The 22,071-nt window shown below is 62.9% G+C and carries 22 protein-coding genes; 6 read left to right on the top strand and 16 right to left on the bottom strand.

Annotation, left to right across the window (positions count from 1 at the left end; all coding sequences use genetic code 11):
- Window positions 1–57: 57 nt before the first annotated feature.
- Together betB and betI are read right to left on the bottom strand one after the other, a co-directional pair.
- On the bottom strand, window positions 58–1,530 hold the full coding sequence (betB, locus tag AC3RCP_RS29655; RefSeq protein ID WP_007925976.1) for a betaine-aldehyde dehydrogenase: 1,473 nt from the start codon (window positions 1,528–1,530) through the stop codon (window positions 58–60).
- 113 nt (window positions 1,531–1,643) lie between these two features.
- The gene (betI, locus tag AC3RCP_RS29650; protein ID WP_007925978.1) at window positions 1,644–2,237 is read right to left on the bottom strand and encodes a transcriptional regulator BetI; all 594 of its coding nucleotides are present in this window, start codon (window positions 2,235–2,237) and stop codon (window positions 1,644–1,646) included.
- 425 nt (window positions 2,238–2,662) lie between these two features.
- On the opposite strand from betI, the gene betT reads away from it, so the two are divergent.
- Window positions 2,663–4,660, top strand: coding sequence for a choline BCCT transporter BetT (gene betT / locus AC3RCP_RS29645; protein ID WP_007925980.1), 1,998 nt, complete (start codon window positions 2,663–2,665; stop codon window positions 4,658–4,660).
- Between the two features lie 230 nt (window positions 4,661–4,890).
- On the opposite strand, the gene choV is transcribed toward betT, so the two are convergent.
- From choV to AC3RCP_RS29630, 3 genes are all read right to left on the bottom strand, one after another.
- Window positions 4,891–6,069, bottom strand: a complete 1,179-nt coding sequence (choV, locus tag AC3RCP_RS29640) for a choline ABC transporter ATP-binding protein (protein WP_007925983.1) — start codon at window positions 6,067–6,069, stop codon at window positions 4,891–4,893.
- Window positions 6,066–6,911: a choline ABC transporter permease subunit gene (gene choW / locus AC3RCP_RS29635; protein WP_007925985.1), complete on the bottom strand. Its 846-nt coding sequence runs from the start codon at window positions 6,909–6,911 to the stop codon at window positions 6,066–6,068. Before choW ends, choV begins: the two co-directional genes overlap by 4 nt.
- A gap of 66 nt (window positions 6,912–6,977) precedes the next feature.
- Window positions 6,978–7,925 carry a choline ABC transporter substrate-binding protein gene (locus AC3RCP_RS29630; protein ID WP_007925988.1) on the bottom strand — a complete coding sequence of 316 codons (948 nt, stop codon included), beginning with the start codon at window positions 7,923–7,925 and terminating at the stop codon, window positions 6,978–6,980.
- 426 nt (window positions 7,926–8,351) lie between these two features.
- On the opposite strand from AC3RCP_RS29630, the gene AC3RCP_RS29625 reads away from it, so the two are divergent.
- Window positions 8,352–9,728, top strand: coding sequence for an L-serine ammonia-lyase (locus AC3RCP_RS29625; RefSeq protein WP_101339330.1), 1,377 nt, complete (start codon window positions 8,352–8,354; stop codon window positions 9,726–9,728).
- A 557-nt stretch (window positions 9,729–10,285) separates the two neighbouring features.
- Window positions 10,286–11,380 (top strand): choline metabolism transcriptional regulator GbdR, encoded by a 1,095-nt coding sequence (gene gbdR, locus AC3RCP_RS29620; protein WP_007925992.1) that lies wholly within the window; start codon window positions 10,286–10,288, stop codon window positions 11,378–11,380.
- On the opposite strand, the gene aac(6') is transcribed toward gbdR, so the two are convergent.
- The 7 genes from aac(6') to AC3RCP_RS29585 form a co-directional block, all read right to left on the bottom strand.
- Complete coding sequence (gene aac(6'), locus AC3RCP_RS29615; RefSeq protein ID WP_492570638.1) at window positions 11,381–11,827, bottom strand: aminoglycoside 6'-N-acetyltransferase; 447 nt, start codon at window positions 11,825–11,827, stop codon at window positions 11,381–11,383. It abuts the gene before it with no gap.
- Between the two features lie 62 nt (window positions 11,828–11,889).
- On the bottom strand, window positions 11,890–12,150 hold the full coding sequence (locus AC3RCP_RS29610) for a hypothetical protein (RefSeq protein WP_007925996.1): 261 nt from the start codon (window positions 12,148–12,150) through the stop codon (window positions 11,890–11,892).
- 383 nt (window positions 12,151–12,533) lie between these two features.
- The gene (locus tag AC3RCP_RS29605) at window positions 12,534–13,697 is read right to left on the bottom strand and encodes a gamma-butyrobetaine dioxygenase (RefSeq protein ID WP_492570639.1); all 1,164 of its coding nucleotides are present in this window, start codon (window positions 13,695–13,697) and stop codon (window positions 12,534–12,536) included.
- 23 nt (window positions 13,698–13,720) lie between these two features.
- Window positions 13,721–14,197 carry a thioesterase family protein gene (locus AC3RCP_RS29600; RefSeq protein ID WP_492570640.1) on the bottom strand — a complete coding sequence of 159 codons (477 nt, stop codon included), beginning with the start codon at window positions 14,195–14,197 and terminating at the stop codon, window positions 13,721–13,723.
- A gap of 140 nt (window positions 14,198–14,337) precedes the next feature.
- Window positions 14,338–15,303, bottom strand: coding sequence for an L-carnitine dehydrogenase (locus AC3RCP_RS29595; RefSeq protein ID WP_492570641.1), 966 nt, complete (start codon window positions 15,301–15,303; stop codon window positions 14,338–14,340).
- Window positions 15,304–15,443: 140 nt separating this feature from the next.
- Window positions 15,444–16,331 carry a 3-dehydrocarnitine:acetyl-CoA trimethylamine transferase CdhC gene (gene cdhC / locus AC3RCP_RS29590; RefSeq protein WP_085533061.1) on the bottom strand — a complete coding sequence of 296 codons (888 nt, stop codon included), beginning with the start codon at window positions 16,329–16,331 and terminating at the stop codon, window positions 15,444–15,446.
- Window positions 16,332–16,404: 73 nt separating this feature from the next.
- Window positions 16,405–17,349, bottom strand: a complete 945-nt coding sequence (locus tag AC3RCP_RS29585) for a choline ABC transporter substrate-binding protein (protein WP_101339326.1) — start codon at window positions 17,347–17,349, stop codon at window positions 16,405–16,407.
- 193 nt (window positions 17,350–17,542) lie between these two features.
- Here AC3RCP_RS29585 and AC3RCP_RS29580 point away from each other — a divergent pair, with 193 nt between their 5' ends.
- Window positions 17,543–18,490 (top strand): GlxA family transcriptional regulator, encoded by a 948-nt coding sequence (locus tag AC3RCP_RS29580; RefSeq protein ID WP_492570642.1) that lies wholly within the window; start codon window positions 17,543–17,545, stop codon window positions 18,488–18,490.
- A gap of 90 nt (window positions 18,491–18,580) precedes the next feature.
- Here AC3RCP_RS29580 and AC3RCP_RS29575 read toward each other — a convergent pair whose 3' ends face one another.
- The 4 genes from AC3RCP_RS29575 to AC3RCP_RS29560 form a co-directional block, all read right to left on the bottom strand.
- Window positions 18,581–18,997, bottom strand: coding sequence for a DUF3010 family protein (locus tag AC3RCP_RS29575; RefSeq protein WP_492570643.1), 417 nt, complete (start codon window positions 18,995–18,997; stop codon window positions 18,581–18,583).
- Between the two features lie 33 nt (window positions 18,998–19,030).
- Complete coding sequence (locus tag AC3RCP_RS29570) at window positions 19,031–19,399, bottom strand: helix-turn-helix domain-containing protein (protein ID WP_087089476.1); 369 nt, start codon at window positions 19,397–19,399, stop codon at window positions 19,031–19,033.
- A complete protein-coding gene (locus AC3RCP_RS29565; protein ID WP_053262929.1) occupies window positions 19,338–19,592 on the bottom strand; it encodes a type II toxin-antitoxin system RelE family toxin in 255 nt (84 codons plus the stop codon). Before AC3RCP_RS29565 ends, AC3RCP_RS29570 begins: the two co-directional genes overlap by 62 nt.
- A gap of 172 nt (window positions 19,593–19,764) precedes the next feature.
- Entirely contained in the window at window positions 19,765–20,166 is a 402-nt protein-coding gene (locus AC3RCP_RS29560; RefSeq protein ID WP_101339322.1) for a lysozyme inhibitor LprI family protein, read from the bottom strand.
- A gap of 227 nt (window positions 20,167–20,393) precedes the next feature.
- Here AC3RCP_RS29560 and AC3RCP_RS29555 point away from each other — a divergent pair, with 227 nt between their 5' ends.
- Both AC3RCP_RS29555 and AC3RCP_RS29550 read left to right on the top strand, forming a co-directional pair.
- Window positions 20,394–21,371 carry a dipeptidase gene (locus AC3RCP_RS29555; protein WP_007926352.1) on the top strand — a complete coding sequence of 326 codons (978 nt, stop codon included), beginning with the start codon at window positions 20,394–20,396 and terminating at the stop codon, window positions 21,369–21,371.
- A gap of 163 nt (window positions 21,372–21,534) precedes the next feature.
- Window positions 21,535–22,065, top strand: coding sequence for a DUF5943 domain-containing protein (locus AC3RCP_RS29550; RefSeq protein ID WP_007926354.1), 531 nt, complete (start codon window positions 21,535–21,537; stop codon window positions 22,063–22,065).
- Window positions 22,066–22,071 lie beyond the last annotated feature (6 nt).

Genomic DNA, 22,071 nt, shown 5'->3' with positions numbered 1-22,071 from the left:
TCTGTAGGAGCGAGGCTTGCCCGCGAAGGCGGCCTCGCAGGCGAAGCGAATTTCGCCTTAGAACACCGAGGCGTAGTCGCCCAGCTCGACCTGTACCGATTTGATGCGGGTGAAGTTGTTCAGCGAGCTGATCCCGTTCTCACGGCCAACACCCGACTGCTTGTAGCCGCCGACCGGCATCTTGGCGTCGGATTCGCCCCAGGCGTTGATCCAGCAGATACCGGCTTCGAGCTGATGAATCACGCGGTGCGCGCGGTTCAGGTCACGGGTTACCACACCGGCGGCCAGGCCGAAGTCGGTGTCGTTGGCGCGACGGATCACTTCTTCTTCGGTTTCGTAGGTCAGGATGCTCATCACCGGGCCGAAGATTTCTTCGCGAACGATGGTCATCTCGTCGGTGCAGTCGGTGAACACGGTCGGCGCCACGAAAGCACCTTTGGCGAATGCGCCGTCGGTCAGGCGTTCGCCGCCGCACAGCAGGCGGGCGCCTTCTTCCTTGCCCTTGGCGATGTAGCCCAGCACGCTTTCCATGTGGGCGAAGCTGACCAGCGGGCCGAAGTTGGTGTTTTCATCTTCCGGGTTGCCAACGCGAATGCGCGCGACGCGCTCGACGATCTTGGCTTCGAAAGCGGCTTTCAGGTGGCTCGGTACGAAGACGCGGGTACCGTTGGTGCAGACCTGGCCGGAGCTGTAGAAGTTGGCCATCATCGCGGTGTCGGCGGCGCGATCCAGGTCGGCGTCGTCGAAGATGATCAGCGGCGACTTGCCGCCCAGTTCCATGGTCACGTCTTTCAGCGAGGAGCTGGAAGCGCTGGCCATGACCTTCTTGCCGGTGTCGGTGCCGCCGGTGAAGGAGACTTTCTCGATGCGCGGGTGTTCGGTCAGCCAGGTGCCGACTTCGCGGCCGCTACCGGTCAGGACGTTGAACACGCCAGCCGGAACGCCGGCTTCGGTGTAGATCTCGGCCAGTTTCAGAGTGGTCAGCGAAGTGACTTCGCTTGGCTTGAAGATCATCGCGTTACCGGCCGCCAGGGCTGGCGCGGATTTCCACAGGGCGATCTGGATCGGGTAGTTCCACGCGCCGATACCGGCCACGACGCCCAGCGGCTCGCGACGGGTGTAGACGAACGAAGTGGTGCGCAGCGGGATCTGCTCGCCTTCGATGGCCGGTACCAGGCCCGCGTAGTATTCCAGCACGTCGGCGCCGGTGACGATGTCGACATACTTGGTTTCGGAGTAGGCCTTGCCGGTGTCCAGGGTTTCCAGGGCAGCCAGTTCATCGTTGCGCTCGCGCAGGATGTCCACGGCGCGACGCAGGATGCGCGAACGCTCCATGGCGGTCATCGCGGCCCAGATCTTCTGGCCTTTCTCGGCGCTGACGACAGCGCGCTCGACGTCTTCTTTAGTCGCACGTTGCACTTGAGCGAGGACTTCACCGTTGGCCGGGTTGATGGCGTCGAAGGTGGCGTCGCTGCCGGCGTCGGTGTAGCCGCCGTCAATGTAGAGTTTTTGCAGTTCGAAACGGGCCATATTGATAGTCCTCGCAAGTGCATGAGTGGTTGGCGTTGACCACTGGGCGCGCCGTGTAGCCTGGGCGCGCTGGTCAGTGGCGGTTCAGGGGGCCGAGCGTCTTGTAATGTGCTCTAGCGCTCCTGCTTAGCCAGTTGGAAATCCATGTATTCGTAAGCGATCCGGTGCGCCTGCTCGGTGTCGAAAGCGTCTCCCGACAGCGCGCCGCGCAACCACAAACCGTCGATCAGGGCTGCCAGGCCTCGCGCCGCGCTGCGTGCATCATCCAGCGGCAGGACGCGGCGGAACTGGCAGCACAGGTTGGAATACAGGCGGTGATCGTTGATCCGCTGCAACCTGTGCAAAGACGGGTGGTGCATGCTGGTGGCCCAGAAGGCCAGCCAGGTTTTCATTGCCGGGCCATTGACCTGGCTGGCGTCGAAGTTGCCTTCGATGATCACCTGGAGGTGCGCCCGCGGGCTGCTGTCCTCCAGCGCCTGACGGCGCGCGGTGACGTTCTCGCTGAGGACACTCATCAGATACTGCGCCGTGGCGGCGATCAGGCCGTTCTTGTCCTGAAAGTAGTGACTGATGATGCCGTTCGAGACACCGGCCAAACGGGCGATCAGCGCAATGCTGGCGTCCCCCATCCCGACCTGATCGACCGCCAGCAACGTGGCTTCGATCAACTGCTGGCGGCGTATGGGTTGCATACCGACCTTGGGCATCTTGCACATCTCCTTAGGCCTGCTGGCAGTCGTGAAACGGCTACCGGCGTGAGGGCCAGTCTATTTTGTTTTGATTGAACGTTCAATCAACAAAGAATAAGATCTGCGACAAATCGTCGCTGCCTCCAGGTCCTTCCTGCGTGTAGATGGCGGAAAAGCGACCTCCGAAAAAGTCTGAAACCCAAGCAGGGCATAGCGTGAGCCAGCGAGGACGGATGTGTTGAATGGGCAAGACGCTTAAGGCCAGGTGACGAACTGCACGTTTGCACAAGGCCTTCGACGCTGGTTCTCAACGCAACCCCTGCGGGTTCGGGCTTTTTTCGGGGTGTCTTTATATCACCCGTCGGTCGGCTGCCAACTAACCGATTGGTCGGGTGCCGTGTTGCCTTGTGTTCTTCTCTCGCACTGCCTGGAGCATCTGTGCCATGAGTTCTGCCTCTCTTATAAAGACCCCACCGGAAAAGGTGCGGGTCAACGGTTGGGTGTTCTACACCTCCACCGCGCTGATCCTGCTGCTGACCGCCATTCTGATCATCGCCCCGCAAGAGGCCGGCAGACTGCTCGGCATTGCCCAGGCCTGGTTGTCCCGCAGCTTCGGCTGGTACTACATGGTGGTGATCGCCGCCTACCTGGTCTTCGTCGTCGGCCTGGCGTTTTCTTCCTACGGCAAGCTCAAGCTGGGGACCAAGCAAGACACTCCGGATTTCAGCTATGGCGCCTGGGCCGGCATGCTGTTCTCGTCCGGTATCGGCATTTCGCTGCTGTACTTCGGTGCTTCCGAACCGCTGGACCACTACTTCAATCCGCCTGAAGGCGTACCGGGCAGCAACCAGGCCGCGCGTTCGGCGCTGCAACTGACGTTCCTGCACTGGGGCCTGCACGGCTGGGCGATCTACGCCCTGGTCGGCCTGGCCGTGGCCTACTTTGCCTACCGCCACAACCAGCCACTGGCGCTGCGTTCGGCGTTGTACCCGCTGGTGGGCGAGCGCTGGGTCAAGGGCGCGGCCGGCCACGCGGTGGACGGTTTCGGCATGTTCGTGACCCTGCTGGGCCTGGTGACCAACCTGGGCATCGGCTCGATGCAGGTGTCTTCCGGCCTGGAAAACCTGTTCGGCATGGAACACAGCAACACCAACCTGCTGATCGTGATCATCGTCATGAGTACCGTGGCCACCATCGCCGCGGTATCCGGTGTGGAAAACGGCATTCGCCGCCTGTCCAACCTGAACATCGTACTGTTCAGCGGCCTGCTGATCTTCGTGCTGCTGTTTGGTCCGACCCTGCACCTGCTCAACGGTTTCGTGCAAAACGTCGGCGATTACCTCAACGGTGTGGTGCTCAAGACCTTCGACCTCTATGTGTACGAAGGCGACAGCGCCAAGTCCGACCGCTGGCTGGGCCTGTGGACCCTGTTCTACTGGGCCTGGTGGATTTCCTGGGCGCCATTCGTCGGCATGTTCATCGCGCGTATTTCCCGCGGCCGTACCGTGCGCGAACTGGTGGCGGGCGTGCTGCTGATTCCGCTGGGCTTCACCCTGGCCTGGCTGTCGGTGTTCGGTAACTCGGCCCTGGACCTGGTGATGAACCATGGCGCGGTGGAGCTCGGCAAGACGGCGCTGGAACAGCCGTCCATGGCGATCTACCAACTGCTGGATCATTACCCGGCGTCGAAGATTGTCATCGGCGTGTCGATTTTCGTCGGCTTCGTGCTGTTCCTGACCCCGGCCGACTCCGGCGCGGTGATGATGGCCAACTTGTCCTGCAAGGGCGGCAACGTCGACGAAGACGCCCCGCACTGGCTGCGGATCTTCTGGTCGGTGGTGATCACCCTGGTGACCGTCGGCCTGCTGTTCGCCGGTAACTTCGAAGCCATGCAGACCATGGTGGTGCTGGCTGGCCTGCCGTTCTCGGTGGTGCTGGTGTGCTTCATGTTCGGCCTGCACAAGGCCATGCGCCAGGACACGCAGATCGAACAGGAACAGGCGGAACTGGCGGCCCGTGGTCGTCGTGGTTTCAGCGAGCGCCTGACCCAGCTGGACCTGCAGCCGACCCAGGCGGTGGTCCAGCGTTTCATGGACAAGCACGTGACGCCGGCACTGGAAGAAGCCGCGACCCAGCTGCGCAACCAGGGCCTGGATGTGCAAACCCTGCTGGGCAAGTCCAAGCGTTGCATGGGCGTGCGGATCGAGATGGAAGAGGGCAACCCTTTTGTCTATGAAGTGAGCCTGGACGGCTACCTGGCTGCGCCGAGCGAATCGGCCGATGCGCCCGAAGAGCGTGCACGCTACTACCGCGCCGAGGTCTACCTGCACAACGGCAGCCAGGAATACGACTTGATGGGCTTCACGCAGGAGCAGATCACCCGTGACGTGCTCGATCAGTTCGAAAGCCATCGGCAGCTCCTTGGCCGGGTCTACAGCTAAGACGTGAGGGACGCGGTGTAGCCCTGTTACGCCGCGTCCCCTGTATCGCGAGCAAGCTCGCTCCTACAAGGATTGGATTTGACCTGTAGGAGCGAGCTTGCTCGCGAAGCGCCATCCCTGACCCAGCGCAACACCCGCTCCCGCAACAGGGAGCAAACCTGCACCCTTTATTCCCGATAAAACAAAAACGCCGCGATCGATGTCGCGGCGTTTTTGTCTGCGTGTCGCTGTTACCCCAGGTTCTTGCCGAGCAGCGCGTGGTAGAGCTCGCTGTCGCCGAGGATCCCCACCACCTTGTTGTTGTCATGCAGCACCAGCTTGTTGCCGGTCTGGTAGCGGATCTGCAGCGCGTCGCGCATGCCGATGTTGGAGTCCACCAGGGTCGGCTTGCGGCCCAGGCCTTCCACCGCCTGGCCCGGGATCCAGTTCTGCAGGTCGAGGCTGGCGCCGTTCTGGCGTGCGCCCTTGATGGTGTTGCCCTCGGCCAGGTCGAGCCAGGAGTCGCCACCCGGGTCCAGGCACACCGAGCCGTTGATGCGTTTGCAGTTGTCCAGGGTGCGCATCAGGCTGCGGCCGCAGAGCACGTTGAGCGGGTTGGTATGGGCGACGAAGGTGCGCACATAGTCGTCCGCCGGGTTCAGCACGATTTCTTCCGGCTTGCTGTACTGGATGATCCGCCCGTCTTTCATGATGGCGATGCGGCTGCCCAGTTTCAGGGCCTCGTCGAGGTCATGGCTGACGAACACGATGGTCTTGCTCAGCTTGCGTTGCAGCTCCAGCAGTTCGTCCTGCAGGCCCTGGCGGATCAGCGGGTCGAGGGCGGAGAAGGGTTCGTCCATCAGCAGGATGTCGGCGTCCATCGCCAGGGCGCGGGCCAGGCCGACACGTTGCTGCATACCGCCGGACAGTTCGTCGGGCTTCTTGTTGCGCCACTGGGTCAGGCCCACCAGCTCGAGTTTCTCGTCCACCAGCTTGCGCCGTTCCTTTTCCGGCCGGCCCTGCATTTCCAGGCCGAAGCTGATGTTCTCGCGAACGGTCAGCCAGGGCATCAGGGCGAACTTCTGGAACACCATGGCGATGCGCTTGGTGCGCATCATCTTCAGTTCCGCCGGGGTACAGGAAGCGATGTCGATCTGCTTGCCCTCATGCTCGACGAACAGCTTGCCGCGGCTGACGGTGTTGAGGCCGTTGATGCAGCGCAGCAGGCTCGACTTACCGGAACCGGAGAGGCCCATCAGCACGCAGATTTCGCCTTTCTCGATGTCCAGGCTGGCCTTTTCCACACCGACGATCAGGCCGGTCTTTTTCAGGATCTCGTTGCGGGTCATGCCCTGATCCAGCAGCTTGAGCGCCTCGCGTGGATCCTTGGAGAAGATAACGTCGACGTTATCGAAGCGGATTATGCTCATGCGTCACCCCCTACTTTGGCTTCGGGTTGTTTGCAGATACGGTCGAGCATGATCGCCAGCAGTACGATTGCCAGGCCCGCTTCGAAGCCCAGGGCGATATCGGCGGTGTTCAGTGCGTTGACCACGGGTTTGCCCAGGCCATCGGCGCCCACCAGGGCCGCGATCACCACCATCGACAACGACAGCATGATGCACTGGGTGATGCCGGCGGCGATGCTCGGCATGGCATGGGGCAGCTCGATACGCGACAACAGTTGACGGCGGGAGCAGCCAAAGGCCTTGCCGGCGTCCATCAACTCTTGTGGTACATCGCGGATGCCCAGGTAGGTCAGGCGGATCGGCGCGGCAATGGCGAACACCACCGTGGAAATCAGGCCTGGTACCACGCCCAGACCGAACAGGGTCAGGGTAGGAATGAGGTAAACGAAGGTCGGTACGGTCTGCATCAGATCGAGCACCGGACGCATCATGGTGTAGAACATCGGCTTATGCGCGGCGACGATGCCCAACGGCACGCCAATGAGCACGCAGACCAGGGTGGCGAACAGCACCTGGGCCAGGGTTTCCATGGTTTCCTGCCAGTAACCCAGATTGAGGATCAGCAGGAAGGACAGCACGACGAAGGCGGTCAGGCCCCATTTGCGTTGAATGATATGCGCCAGCAAGGCAATCAGGCCGATCAAGGCCAGTGGGTTGAACCAGGTCAGCGCAAACGTCACGCCGTGGATCATCGTTTCCAGGGTCGATGCGATCGCATCGAATGTGTTGGCGCCGTGTTGCGTCAACCATTCGACGAAGGCAGCGATGTACTGGCCTAAAGGGATTTTCTGATCAATGAGCATGGTATTGAACGTCCGCATGCAAGGAATAAACAGCCCGGGCGGGCGACCCCGCCCGGCATAAGCGACTTACTGTGCAAGCTTGGCTTTCACGGCCTCCAGGCCAGGTTTTCCGTCAATGGTGGTCACGCCAGCGAGCCAGGTATCGAGTACCTCGGGGTTTTTCTTCAGCCAGGCCTTGGCGGCCGCCTCGGGCTTCATCTTGTCGTCCAGGACGTTACCCATCAGGGTGCTTTCCATGTTCAGGGTGAACGACAGATTCTTCAGCAACTGACCGACGTTGCTGCATTCCTCGGCGTAGCCCTTGCGGGTATTGGTGTAGATGGTCGCCTGGCCGTAGTTGGGGCCGAAGAACTCGTCGCCGCCGGTCAGGTACTTCATCTTGAAACGGGTGTTCATCGGGTGCGGTTCCCAGCCCAGGAACACCACCGCGGTGCTGCGCCGTTGCGCGCGCTCGACCTGGGACAGCATGCCCGCCTCGCTGGACTCGACCACCTTGAAGCCGGCGTCCTTGAGGCCGAAGGCGTTCTTGTCGATCATGCTCTGGATCATGCGGTTGCCGTCGTTGCCCGGCTCGATGCCGTAGATCTTGCCGTCCAGTTCTTTCTTGAACTTGGCGATGTCGGCGAAATCCTTCAGGCCCTTGTTGTACAGCTCTTCCGGGACCGCCAGGGTGTACTTGGCGTTCTCCAGGTTGGCGCGGATGGTTTCCACGGTGCCGGCATCGCGGTAGGGCTTGATGTCGTTTTCCATGGTCGGCATCCAGTTGCCGAGGAACACGTCCATGTTCTTGCCGTCGGCCAGGGACTTGTAGGTCACCGGTACGGAAATCATCGTGGTCTTGGTCTTGTAGCCAAGGGCATCGAGCACGACGCTGGTGGTCGCGGTGGTGACGGTGATGTCGGTCCAGCCGACATCGGAGAAGTTTACGGTGCTGCATTGCGCCGGTTCTGCGGCGTGCGCCAGAAGCGGCAGACTCAGCATGGCGGCCAACAACAACGACGGGGAACCTTTCATGGGGTGGACTCCTGGGTGTTTTCTGGCGGTGTGTCTGACCGCACTTATAAGTGTTGCGGTTGGGGCGAGTGGGACAGCTCTACCACAGTGCCTTGCAATCGAGTCGAGACTGATCATGTACCAGTGAAAATCTGACGCCTACAGGGTGCGTCGTATCCAGTACAGGGAGGGTCGCATCCAGTGTCGGTGAGGTCGCTTACAGCTTTTTTCAGCACTTTTTGCCCATCTGAACCGCAAAAAAACGGCCAGAACCGCAGGTCCGCGGACCACGGCGTTGGTGGGCATGAGTGAGTCGGTGTGAGACGTCGAACGACACTGCAAAAGCCTGATGATGCGCGTATCTCGGCGGATTACTGCTTGAGCGTAGCAGCTTCGCCACCGGGCGTTTTGGCGCCCGGCGTGTGCTCATCGAGGAGTTTCGCAGTCATGGCTATCAGTGTTTTCGACCTGTTCAAAATCGGCATCGGCCCCTCCAGTTCCCACACCGTCGGGCCCATGCGCGCCGCGGCGCTGTTCGTCCAGGCCCTGCGCGAGAAAGACCTGCTGGGCCAGGTGCGCCGCGTCGAGGTAAGGCTCTACGGTTCGCTGTCGGCCACCGGCATCGGCCACGGCAGCGACAACGCGGTGATCATGGGGCTGATGGGCGAATGGCCGGATGCGATCGATCCGTCGCAGATCGGCTGTCGCATCGAGACCCTGCGCGAAACCAATACCCTGCTGCTCGACAACCGCCTGCCGATTCCCTTCGTCTGGGCGCGCGACATGCTGCTGATCGACGAAAACCTGCCGTTCCATCCCAACGCCATGACCCTGGTGGCCGAAGGCGACTCCGGGGAACTGCACCGCGATACCTATTATTCCGTGGGCGGCGGTTTTGTCGTCGACCAGGCCCAGGCCAGCAGCGGCGTGGTGGACCTGGATCGCACCGAATTGCCTTATGACTTCTCCAGCGCCGTGGAGCTGCTGAGCCTGTGCCAGAAGCACAACCTGCGGGTGGCCGAACTGATGATGGCCAACGAGAAGGTCTGGCGTTCGGAGGAGGAGATCCGCGCCGGCCTGATGAAGCTCTGGCAGGCCATGCAGGATTGCGTCGAGCAGGGCCTGAAACACGAAGGCATCCTGCCCGGCGGGCTCAATGTGCGGCGCCGCGCGGCCAAGCTGCATCGCAGCCTGCAGGAACTGAACAAACCCAATGTGATCGGCTCGACCCTGAGCGCCATGGAGTGGGTCAACCTGTTCGCCCTGGCGGTGAACGAGGAAAACGCCGCCGGCGGACGCATGGTGACGGCGCCGACCAACGGCGCGGCGGGGATCATCCCGGCGGTGCTGCATTACTTCATGCGCTTCAGCGAGGACGTCACCGACGCCAACGTGGTGGACTTTTTCCTCGGTGCGGCGGCGGTGGGCATCCTCTGCAAGAAAAACGCCTCGATCTCCGGCGCCGAAGTCGGCTGCCAGGGCGAGGTGGGTTCTGCCTGCGCGATGGCCGCCGCCGGCCTGGCGGAGATTCTCGGGGCGTCGCCGGAGCAGCTGTGCAATGCCGCGGAAATCGGCCTGGAGCATAACCTCGGCCTGACCTGCGACCCGGTCGGCGGCCTGGTGCAGGTGCCGTGCATCGAGCGAAACGCGATTGCCGCGGTGAAGGCCATCAACGCCGCGCAAATGGCCCTGCGCGGCGACGGCCAGCACTTCATTTCCCTGGACCGGGTGATCCGCACCATGCGCGATACCGGCGCCGACATGCACGACAAATACAAGGAGACATCCCGCGGCGGCTTGGCGGTCAGCGCTGTGGAGTGTTGATGCTTTAACAGCGGGACTGCTGCGCAGTCCATCGCAGGCAAGTCGGATCGCCGCCCGCTTGCTCCTACAGAAAACGCATTCCGTAGGAGCGAGGCTTGCCCGCGATGACGCCGGATCATCCACCGCCTGTTTCCAATCCATTGCTCATAAATTGAACACCCCGCGGCGCCCTCGCCACCTTTTGGAGCGTCGCAAACAGGTAAGTCCCAAGGCTCATCGGTCAGGTTTTTCGCTGACCTCGGCTGAGCGCCCACCTGTGCTTGCGGTGACACTCTTTTCCCGGGACGTTTCTCGTCGTTCCCACAAGTGCTACCGATTTGCTCACAGCCACCGGGCCAGGGCCCTTCCAGGCCGATTCGACACTGATAACCCGCACATTGCGCACGGCTTATATAGACGCATCGCGACGTCGTTTTCAGGAGTTATTGAATGGCCATTCAATTTTAGGCATGGCAATTGCTCTGTCCTCACAAAGCCCGTCTCCCACGTGAGAACGATGGCAATAACAAGAGCCTCCGCCTGAGGCCATCACCTGCTTTGTGTGAGGAGATACCGCGATGACGTCGTTCAACTCCGGGGCTCAACCCCAGAACCGTGCGCCTCAATCCATCGGCTTTTTGCTGCTGGACAATTTCACGCTGATTTCCCTGGCGTCCGCGGTCGAGCCGCTGCGCATGGCCAACCAGTTGTCCGGTCGCGAGCTGTATCGCTGGACCACCCTCAGCGTCGACGGCGGCCAGGTCTGGGCCAGTGATGGCCTGCAGATCACCCCCGACGCCTCCATGCACAAAGCCCCCGCCCTGGACACCGTGATCGTCTGCGGCGGCATCGGCATCCAGCGCACCGTGACCCGCGAACATGTGTCGTGGCTACAAAGCCAGGCGCGCCAGTCCCGCCGCCTCGGCGCGGTCTGCACCGGCAGCTGGGCCCTGGCCTGCGCCGGCCTGCTCGACGGTTTCGATTGCAGCGTGCACTGGGAATGCCTGGCCTCGATGCAGGAAGCCTTCCCGCGGGTGGCCATGAGCACCCGCCTGTTCACCCTCGACCGCAACCGCTTCACCAGTTCCGGCGGCACCGCGCCGCTGGACATGATGCTGCACTTGATCAGCCGCGATCACGGCCGTGAACTGTCGGCGGCGATCTCGGAAATGTTCGTCTACGAACGTATCCGTAACGAGCAGGATCACCAGCGCGTGCCGCTCAAGCACATGCTCGGCACCAACCAGCCGAAACTGCAGGAAATCGTCGCGCTGATGGAAGCCAACCTGGAAGAGCCGATCGACCTCGACGAACTGGCGGTCTACGTTTCGGTATCCCGTCGCCAGCTGGAGCGGCTGTTCCAGAAATACCTGCATTGCTCGCCATCGCGCTACTACCTGAAGCTGCGGCTGATCCGCGCCCGCCAATTGCTCAAGCAGACGCCGATGTCGATCATCGAAGTGGCTTCGGTCTGTGGTTTTGTCTCCACGCCGCACTTCTCCAAGTGCTACCGCGAGTACTTCGGCATTCCACCGCGTGACGAACGCGTGGGCTCCAACACCGCCCAACAGGTGGCGATGATGCCGATTCCGCAGGCGCTGGTGCTGGCCGGCCCGATGTCCTCGCTGAGCCAGGCGCGCAACGAATCGACCTTCGCCAGCGTCAGGCTGTAATCACAGGCTTTTCCTGAAGTACACGACGCGCTCGGTTTCCTCGAAACCGAGCGCCTTGTGCACGGTCTGGCTCACCAGGTTTTCCAGGCCGGTATCCGAAGCCATTTCCACGCAGCCCTGATCCCGCCCCCATTGGGCGACGGCATCGATCAGCCGTTCGGCAATGCCCTGGCGCCGCTGTTCGGCGCTGACGTACAAACCCTCCAGAAACACCACCGGCGAATGCTCGGTGCCGTTCACGTAGTCGTGGCGCAATGAAGCCTCGGCCAACCCTGCTGGCTGCCCATCGGCGGTATAAGCGAGCAGGTTGATATAGCGCTGCGGGTCGTCCAGCAAACTGGCGATTTCTTCCCGGTGTTCCTCGGCCGGACAGTCGGGCCACAGCGCCTGGCGCAACGGCAGCCAGTCCGCTTGATGGGCTGGCTGGCAGGGTTCGATTCGAATCATGGGGGCGGCTCCTTGGTGTGCAGGCACCGCACTCTACTCCGCGATCCGCTCCCGGCGAAGGCTCAGGCGCGGCTGTTCTGGAATTGGGCCAGGGCCGGCAACAGTTGTTTGTCGATGGCCTGGCGCACGGCCGGCAGGATGGTGGCATTGCCGGTCAGCATCTGCTCGACCATGCCCTTGAGGGCCTTGGCCCGGGCATCGCTCAAGCCGCGCACCGCACACTCGCAGGCCTGGTCGGCCGTGGCGCCGGCCGGCATTTCAAAACCCAGGGCCCTCAGTTGGCCGAGCAGGTCGTCCTGGTCAATCAGATCCGCGTGCATCATGACTCTTATCCTTGTTCAGGGAGCGTGGTCGTGAGCCGATTCTGGTAGCCACCCGGACAGTCGGCAAGGGCGAATTGTCGCAATGGCCGGGATGCCTATGAACAGGTCGTTTTCGGCTAACTTGGCTTGAAGGCGACTGGGCACACTGGATTCCAGCTCGGTCATCGAAGGTTTGGTCACCCTCGTGTCGGCTCCTCAGAAAACCTCCTCTGCCCCGATCCTGTCACGGCTTGATCGGGGTCTTTTTTTGCCTGGGAAAAAGGTGCTGCCTGGGAGATTTTTTCGCGAGCAAGCTCGCTCCTACAGAGGCGATGTCGTACCCAGCATCGTGCTACGACGCGAACCTGTAGGAGCGAGCTTGCTCGCGATTGACGCGACGCGGTCTAGCGCTGCAACACCAGGATCCGCGACAGCAACTCGTCGCGGTCGATGTAGCAACCCTGGAAATGCCGCGCGCCGGTGGCGGGGTCGAAGGCGTTGCGGGCGTGCAGGGTGCGGCGGTTGTCGAAGCACCACAGCTCGCCCGGGTTGAGGCGTTGGATCAGGCGAAAGCGCGGCTCGCGGGTTATGGCGATAAAACGTCGATAAGCGCGGTAGAGCCGGGGCATGTCGTCCACCGAGGCCTCGAACGGCCCGCGCAGGAAGTTGGCCATGCGGATCTCCGTGACCTCGCCCAGCGCATCCAGGGCGATCACCGGCGCCAGGCAGCGGTAGTCGCTGTGGCGGTCCTTGTTGCGAAACTCCACGGGAATCTCGCACAGCGCGCGAAACGCCTCGGGGTCTTCGCGGCGCAAGGCGTCGGCGATGGCAAAACCGTCGACAAAGATGCTTTCGCCGCCTTCGGCATCGTTCACCAGGCAATGCAGGAACTGCAGGCCCGGTTGCAGCTCACGGGTCGGCAGGTCGGTATGCAGCGGCAGGTTGAAGGCGGTGTAGGCGTTGCTGTCGGCGTCGGCCTTGGATTGCACGTTGAACAACACGCCGAAATTGCTCTCGCGGATAAAGGCAATGCGCTTGGCGACCTGGGCCAGCGCCCCCGGTTCGGTGGGCACCCCACGGACCTGCGTCAGGCCGATGTCGCGCACCGCCAGTAGCCATTGCAGCAGCGCCTGCGGGTCCTCCATCAGCGCCTGGTACTCGAACACCGGCAGTTGCAGCCGGCTGTCCCACAGCTGGCTGTGCGGGCGACGCGCGCGGCGCTCGGCGCGGCTTTCATCGTCGTAGGCGTGGGCCCGCAGCCAGCCCGGGTCGAAGCGGCTGAGGTGACCGTCCTGCCAGTCGATGCTCAGGCAGCCCTGGGCGTCGATCCGGCTGGCGGCTGGGGCCAGGTCTTCGGCGACGTCGACGATCTCCAGCACCTGCTCGCGGGTCACGCTGTACACGCAGTGCGCGCAGGGGCAGTTGTCGCGCAGCCACTGATGATGAAAGGGGCTCGAGCGACCGTCGGCCCACTGCACCTGAACACGGTCCGCCAGGGCTTGTACGGCGGTCAACGCGCTGATCAACGGGTAACTGCGGAAGTCGGCAAAAGCGGTGGAGGTATTCACGGTGCGCTCCTGTTTATGGGTGGTTATTTTTCCGGCGGCAGGGCAATCACCCGACCGATCCAGGCGGGGGCGGGGAGGTCGGCCTGCTCGGCGGCGATGGCCTGCAGGCACTGCAGCACCGACTCGCTGAACGGTGCCGAGCGCGGGCCGGCGAGGTCGACGTGGAGCAGCATCTGCTCGTTGCCGGCCAGTTCCAGGTCGTCACCGACCTTGTGCAGGCTGTGGTACAGGTGCAGGCGTTTGCGGTCGTGGCCGATGATCTGGGTGTGCACTTCGACCTCGGTATCGAGCTTCACTTCATGCAGGTAATTGAGGTGCAGCTCCAGGGTGAACAGCGAGTTGCCGCTGGCTTCGCGGTGGTTGCTGTCCATGCCCATCCGGTCCATCAGGGCGTCGGTGGCGTAACTGAAAATCAGCAGGTAGAAGGCGTCCCGCAGGTGGCCGTTGTAATCGACCCAGTCGGGGCTGATGCGGGTGGTGTAGGTGGTGAGTGCGGGCATGTCATGGGCTCACGAAAATGGCGGGCTGAACCTGTAGCCGCTGCCGCAGGCTACGATCGGCTCCGCAGGAGACGCGCTCTTGCGGAAGGCTCTTCGAGCCTTATCGCAGCCTGCGGCAGCGGCTACAGGGGGCGTCAGGGTTACTCGCTGAAGCTCATGCCGTGTTTGGCCTTGGTGGTTTTAACCGCTTCGAGCACGGCGAGCAGGCAGTCATCACGATAGCGCTCCAGCGCCGAAATGCTGTGGGTGCCGAGCTGCTCGGCGGTGCCTTCGACCACGTCGTCGATCAGCTTGTCGGTCAGTTCCGGGGCCGGCAGGTAGGTCCACGGCAGCTGCAGGGCCGGGCCGAACTGGGCCATGAAGTGGCGCATGCCGGCATCGCCCCCGGCCAGGGTGTAGGTCAGGAAAGTGCCCATGAACGACCAGCGCAGGCCGGCGCCGAAGCGGATCGCGTCGTCGATCTCGCCGGTGGTGGCGACGCCGTCGTTGACCAGGTGCAGGGCCTCGCGCCACAGCGCCTCCAAAAGACGGTCGGCGATAAAGCCCGGGACTTCCTTGCGCACATGCAGCGGGCGCATGCCGAGGGATTCATAGACCTTGATCGCGGCCTGCACGGCTTCTGGCGCGGTGTTCTTGCCGCCGACCACTTCCACCAGCGGCAGCAGGTACACCGGATTGAACGGGTGGCCGACCACGCAGCGTTCCGGGTGGGTGGAGCTCTCGTAGAACTCGCTCGGCAGCAGGCCGGAGGTGCTGGAGCCGATCAACGCATTGGGCTTGGCCGCGGCGCTGATCCTGGCGTGCAGCTCGAGTTTCAGTTCCAGGCGTTCCGGGGCGCTTTCCTGGATGAAGTCGGCGTCTTTCACGCACTCCTCGATGGTCGCGACAAAGCGCAGGCGATCCTGGGACGCGCCCGCTGCCAGGCCCTGTTTCTCCAGGGCGCCCCAGGCATTGGCCACGCGCTTGCGCAGGGCCGCCTCGGCGCCGGGCGCCGGGTCCCAGGCCACCACGTCCAGGCCATGGGCGAGGGCGCGCGCTACCCAGCCGCTGCCGATGACACCGCTGCCCAGGGCGGCGAAGGTTTTGATCTCGGTGATAAAGCTCATGGTCATTTCCTGAAAGAGTTCACGGTCTTCCTGTAGGAGCGAGCTTGCTCGCGATGACAATCTTCCAGACGCAGAAATTGCATCGGATGCAGCCATTTTTCGCGAGCAAGCTCGCTCCTACAGAAGAAGGGATATCGGGGTCAGCCGCGCTTGCGCAGGCCCATCCTGGCCCGGCCCTCGGCCGGGGTCAGGACGCGGGCGCCGAGGCGGCTGAGGATCTCGCCGGCGCGCTCCACCAACTGGCCGTTGGTCGCCAGTACGCCCTTGTCCAGCCACAGGTTGTCTTCCAGGCCGACCCGCACGTTGCCGCCCAGCAGCACCGCCTGCGCGGCCATCGGCATCTGCATGCGGCCGATACCGAAGCCGGCCCAGACCGCGCCGGCCGGCAGGTTGTCGACCATGGCCTTCATAGTGGTGGTGTCGGCCGGCGCACCCCAGGGAATGCCCAGGCACAGCTGGAACAGCGGGTCGTCCAGCAGGCCTTCCTTGATCATCTGTTTGGCGAACCACAGGTGGCCGGTGTCGAAGATTTCCAGCTCGGCCTTCACCCCCAGCTCCTGGATGCGCTTGGCGCCGGCGCGCAGTTGCGCCGGGGTGGACACGTAAATGGTGTCGCCGTCGCCGAAGTTCAGGGTGCCGCAGTCCAGGGTACAGATTTCCGGCAGCAGTTCCTCGACGTGGGCCAGGCGGGTCAACGGGCCGACCAGGTCGGTATTGGGGCCGAACTCCATCGGGTTTTCGCCGGCGCCGATCTCCAGGTCGCCGCCCATCCCGGCGGTGAGGTTGACGATGATGTCGACGTCCGCCTCGCGGATACGCTCCATCACTTCGCGGTACAGCGCGACATCGCGGCTGAACTTGCCGGTGTCCGGGTTGCGCACGTGGCAGTGGACCACGGTGGCGCCGGCCTTGGCCGCTTCCACCGCGGCGGCGGCAATCTGTTTCGGGGTGACCGGCACGTGGGGGCTCTTGGCGGTCGTGTCGCCAGCACCGGTGAGTGCGCAGGTGATGATGACGTCGTGGTTCATGGTGCGGGTTCCTTACAGGCGTGGTGGGTCGCTGCGCAGGCGTTTGGCGCTGCGCAGAGGGAGTTCGGGGTGGTTATTGGCTGGTCAGTTTCAGGTTGTCGGCGGCCGGCTTGCCGTCGAAGGTGGTGACCCCTTCGAGCCAGCGCGCCTTGTCCTGCGGATGCTCGGCCAGCCATTGCCTGGCCGATTCCAGGGCGTCCTTGTGGTCGAGCAGCGGTTGCATCATGCGGCTCTCGTCCTCGGCGCTGAAGGTCAGGTTGCTCAGCAGCCGGCTGACATTCGGGCACTGCTCGGCGTAGGTCGGCGCGGTGACGGTCCACACCGTGGCCATGCCTTCGTTCGGGCCCAGGGCGTCGTCGCTGCCGGTGAGGTAGGTCATCTGCACATTGACGTTCATCGGGTGCGGCGCCCAGCCGAAGAACACCACGGCTTCCTTGCGTCGCACGGCGCGATCCACCGCCGCGAGCATGCCGGCCTCGCTGGATTCGACCAGCTGGAATTTGCCCAGGCCGAACTGGTTCTTGGTGATCATCGCCTTGATCTGGGTATTGGCGCCCGAGCCGGGTTCGATGCCGTAGATCTTGCCGCCCAGTTCCTTCTCGAATTTGGCGATGTCGGCGAAGGTCTTCAGGCCCTTGTCCGCCAGGTAGGTGGGCACGGCGAGGGTCGCGCGGGCGTCCTTGAGGCTGGGCTCGGCCAGCACCTTGACCTGCTTGGCGTCGACGAAGGGGGTGATGGTCTGGGTCATCAGCGGGTTCCAGTAGCCGAGGAACAGGTCCAGGCGCTGGTCGCGGATGCCGGCGAAAATGATCTGCTGCGAGGCGCTGGTCTGCTTGGTCTTGTAGCCGAGGCCGTCGAGCAGCACCTGGGCCATGGCGCTGGTGGCGATCACGTCGGTCCAGTTGACCACGCCGAGGCGCACGTTCTGGCAGCTGGCGGCGTCGGCGGCCATGGCGCCGGAGCTGAGAAAGACGGTACCGCTGAGTGCAAGGACGCAACTGCTGATCAGTCGTTTCATGAAGGTTTCCTCGGCAGGTCGTTATTGTCGGTTCCGGCGTCTATGTGCGCCGGTGATGCCACGTTACGCAGCCGGCGGGCGCTGAAAACGCACAGCGGCGACCGGCTCTTGCACTGCAGCGACCTTCGTCTTGAACCCGGCGTGGAAACGGCGTATCACAGTGGCCACGCTGCCCGTCATCCGAGTGCGTTCCATGTCCCAGGATTTCTATTTCTTGCTGATGCCGGGCTTCTCGGCCATCGGGTTCATCTCGGCCATCGAACCGCTGCGCGTGGCCAATCGCTTTCGCGGCGAGCTGTATCGCTGGCATGTGCTGAGCGCCGATGGCGGCGCGGTATTGGCGAGCAACGGCATGTCGGTCAACGCCGACGCGGCGCTGGAGCCGTTGAAGAAGGGCGCGACCCTGCTGGTGGTGGCCGGCTTCGAACCGTTGAAGTTCGTCACCCCGGCGCTGGTGCACTGGTTGCGCCGCCTGGATGTGGAGGGCGTGACCCTGGGCGGCATCGACACCGGCAGCGTGGTCCTGGCGCAGGCCGGGCTGCTTGAAGGCCACCGCGTGACCCTGCACTGGGAAGCGATCGAGGCGTTCAAGGAGTCCTATCCGCAGCTCAGCGTGACCCAGGAGCTGTTCGAGATCGACCGGCGGCGCATCACCTCGGCCGGCGGCACCGCGTCCATCGACATGATGCTCGACCTGATCGGCCAGGCCCACGGCCCGGAGCTGGCGATCCAGGTCAGCGAACAGTTCGTGCTCGGGCGCATCCGCCCGCGCAAGGACCACCAGCGCATGGAAGTCGCCACCCGCTACGGCATCCGCAACAAGAAGCTGGTGCAGGTGATCGGCGAGATGGAACAGCACAGCGAGCCGCCCCTGAGCACCCTGCAACTGGCCGAGTCGATCAAGGTCACCCGGCGCCAGCTCGAACGCCTGTTCCGCCTGCACCTGAACGACACCCCGAGCAACTTCTACCTGGGGCTGCGCCTGGAAAAGGCCCGGCAACTGCTGCGCCAGACCGACATGAGCGTGCTGGAAGTCAGCATCGCCTGCGGCTTCGAATCACCCTCGTATTTCACCCGCAGCTATCGCGCCCGGTTTGCCCAGTGCCCGCGGGAAGACCGGCGCCAAAGCCTGAAGGTCTGAGCTGCCCGATTCTGTAGGAGCGAGGCTTGCCCGCGATGGCGGTCTGCCTGACCCAGCGCGTTGCCTGCGTCGCGAGCAAGAGAGACAGGATTACTTTTTCAGCAACGCCGCACAGGCGGTCTTGTACGCCTCATGCTGATACTTGTTCAGCGTCGCCGGCAGGTCGACGTTGTGCTTCTTGTTCTGCGCGTTGATGGTCTGCGGCGACAGCAGGGTCACCTCGCAGTTGTCCAGCAGCTGGAACACGCCTTCGATCTTGAAGGTGGTCGGGCCGCCGGCGAATTCGCCTTTTTTGCTGCGCTTCTTGATGGCGATGCGGCTGATGCCGTTGTCGCGGACGAAGGCGGCCACCTGGGCCGCGAAGGCTTTGACGTTGGCGGCTTCGTCATCGTCGTCCAGGGCGATTTTCTTGCAGGTGTTGGCCAGGTGTTGCGCCGTGCCGTCTTGCAGGGTGGCCAGGGCGAAGATGGCTTCGCTGCCTTTGATTTCGATGCCGCAGATGCTCATGGGAAAACCTTTTCTCGATGAATGGCGTGCAGCTTACAGTTCCAGCTGGTCGGCGCGAATGCCAAAGGCCGCGGCGATCTTCTCGCGGGTGGCGCGGCGGGGCTTGGCGACGCTTTCCTGCTGGGCGAAGGCCGGCTGGGAAATGCCCAGGCGCCTGGCGACCTCGTCCTGGGTCAGGTGCAGGTGCTCGCGCCAGGCGCGGATCGGCGTGGCGCCGTCAACGATGCGACTGACCACGTCATGGGGGATCAGGTCCGGCTCTTGGCGTTGCGCCACATAGTCCGCATAAGGGATCACCACGAACGCCGGCTTGCCGTCCGTGCCGTTGATGATCTGGATGTCAGTAGGTGCGTTCGTCACGTTTCTTGACCTCTTGAATACTGACCACTCTGATAGCGCCATCCCAGTCGAACAGGATTCGATAGCTGCCTACTCGCAGGCGGTAGGCATAGGCGTGGCCGCTGAGCGCCTTGACGTTGCCGGTGTCGGGCATGTCGCCGAGCAAGGTCACCGCGTCACGGATCTGTACCTGATGGGCGCTGTGCAATCGCAGCAGTTGTTTGACGGCCTTACGGGTCCACAGGATGCTGTTCATGAACGAATATAAGCCTTTTATAAGATTAATCAATCTTTGCTTATATTCGCTCGCGGGCCAAGGCGAGAACCTTGTCCGGGTATTGCTCATGCTTCTGTAGGAGCAGGGGGGACGCCCAGTCCTTGCCCGCGATTGCGGTATTCCTGTTGTAGAAAAACTTGCGGCCGACTCGTTACTCCTGCCCGATCGACTCAAGAAATTCCGACCGTTCATCGCTCATGCGCGCCAGGCAGTCGGCCTGGGCAACGGCGTAGGCCTTGCTGCCGGGTTTGGCGGGGAAGGTATCGACGGCGCAGTCGGCGTCGCGCTGTTTCTGCCACAGCTGCTGGGCGTTCTGCACCTTGGCGGTGATGTCGGCCAGCTGCGCCTTGTCGCTGCCGTATTGCGTGCCCAGGCGTTCGAGCAGGCCCTGCAGGTTGTCGCTCAGCAGTTGCTCGGCGGTGGTTTTGTTGAAGGTGGCGCATTCCAGAGTCTGTTGATCCTGTTCGACGCTGTCGCACGGGGAGTTGTCGGCTTCTTCAGCCGCCTGTGCGCCCGTCGCCAGCAGTGCCAAAGCCAGGAAGATCGATTTCATTGCGTCGCAGCCCCCTCTAATCCAGTGATGCGGCGGATTCTGGCCCATGCGCATGACAAAGAACAGATGGGGCAAGGGACGCCCGGCAGACCCTTTGTCGCGGATTGACGCTTTCGGCAATTCCCCTGTCGTTTTTGCACCCGGCTGCCCGGGCACCGAGGCATATGCTGACCCCAAAGCGCCGGCAGACGATTCGGCGCATGAATTGCCAATAAGGGGACTGCCTGATGAGCCCAGCCGAATTGCACGCCGACAGCATCGTTATCGACGGGCTGATCATTGCCAAGTGGAACCGTGAGCTGTTCGAAGACATGCGTAAAGGCGGCCTGACCGCGGCCAACTGCACCGTGTCGGTGTGGGAGGGCTTCCAGGCCACGGTCAACAACATCGCCTCCAGCCAGAAGCTGATCCGCGAGAACAGCGACCTGGTGATGCCGGTGCGCACCACCGCCGACATCCGCAAGGCCAAGGAACTGGGCAAGACCGGCATCCTGTTCGGCTTCCAGAATGCCCACGCCTACGAGGACCAGATCGGCTACGTCGAGGTGTTCAAGCAGCTGGGCGTGGGTATCGTGCAGATGTGCTACAACACCCAGAACCTGGTGGGCACCGGCTGCTACGAGCGCGATGGCGGCCTGTCGGGCTTCGGTCGCGAGATCGTCGCCGAGATGAACCGCGTCGGTGTCATGTGCGACCTGTCCCATGTCGGCTCCAAGACCTCCGAGGAAGTCATCCTCGAATCGAAAAAGCCGGTCTGCTACTCCCACTGCCTGCCGTCGGGCCTCAAGGAACACCCGCGCAACAAGTCCGATGAAGAGCTGAAGTTCATCGCCGACCACGGCGGTTTCGTCGGCGTGACCATGTTTGCGCCGTTCCTGGCCAAGGGCATCGATTCGACCATCGACGACTACGCCGAGGCCATCGAATACACCATGAACATCGTCGGCGAAGACGCCATCGGCATCGGCACCGACTTCACCCAGGGCCATGGCCAGGACTTCTTCGAATACCTGACCCACGACAAGGGCTACGCCCGTCGCCTGACCAACTTCGGCAAGATCATCAACCCGCTGGGCATCCGCACCGTGGGCGAGTTCCCCAATCTCACCGAGACCCTGCTCAAGCGCGGTCACTCCGAGCGTGTGGTGCGCAAGATCATGGGCGAGAACTGGGTCAACGTCCTCAAGGACGTCTGGGGCGAATAACGCCAACCCTCCACAGCACACACCTGTAGTCGCTGCCGGAGGCTGCGATCGGCTCCGAAGGAGACGCGCTCCTGCGGCCCTCGGAAGGCTCTTCGAGCCTTATCGCAGCCTTCGGCAGCGGCTACGGATGCACCAATCCAAAAGAATTCCGGAGTTTTGAAACATGGCCAAGATCGCCCCGCAACTGCCTATCGAAGTCGACAGCGAAACCGGTGTCTGGACCTCCGACGCCCTGCCGATGCTGTACGTGCCGCGTCACTTCTTCGTCAACAACCACATGGGCATCGAGGAAGTACTGGGCGCCGACGCCTACGCCGAGATCCTCTACAAGGCCGGCTACAAGTCCGCCTGGCACTGGTGTGAAAAAGAAGCCGAATGCCACGGCCTGGAAGGCGTCGCGGTGTTCGAGCACTACATGAAGCGCCTGTCGCAGCGCGGCTGGGGCCTGTTCAAGATCCAGGACATCGACCTCGACAAGGGCACCGCCAGCGTCAAGCTCGAACACTCGGCCTTCGTCTATGTGTACGGCAAGGTCGGACGCAAGGTCGACTACATGTTCACCGGCTGGTTCGCCGGCGCCATGGACCAGATTCTGGCCGCCCGCGGTAGCAAGATCCGCACCGTCGCCGAACAGGTCTACGGCGGTTCCGAAGAAGGCCACGATGATGGCCTGTTCACCGTCAAGCCGTTGTAAGCGGAG

Source organism: Pseudomonas sp. GW822-FHT05A08, from assembly GCF_058800485.1.
The sequence above is the reverse complement of the archived record's forward strand: the minus strand, read 5'-3'. Positions and strand labels throughout refer to the sequence as shown.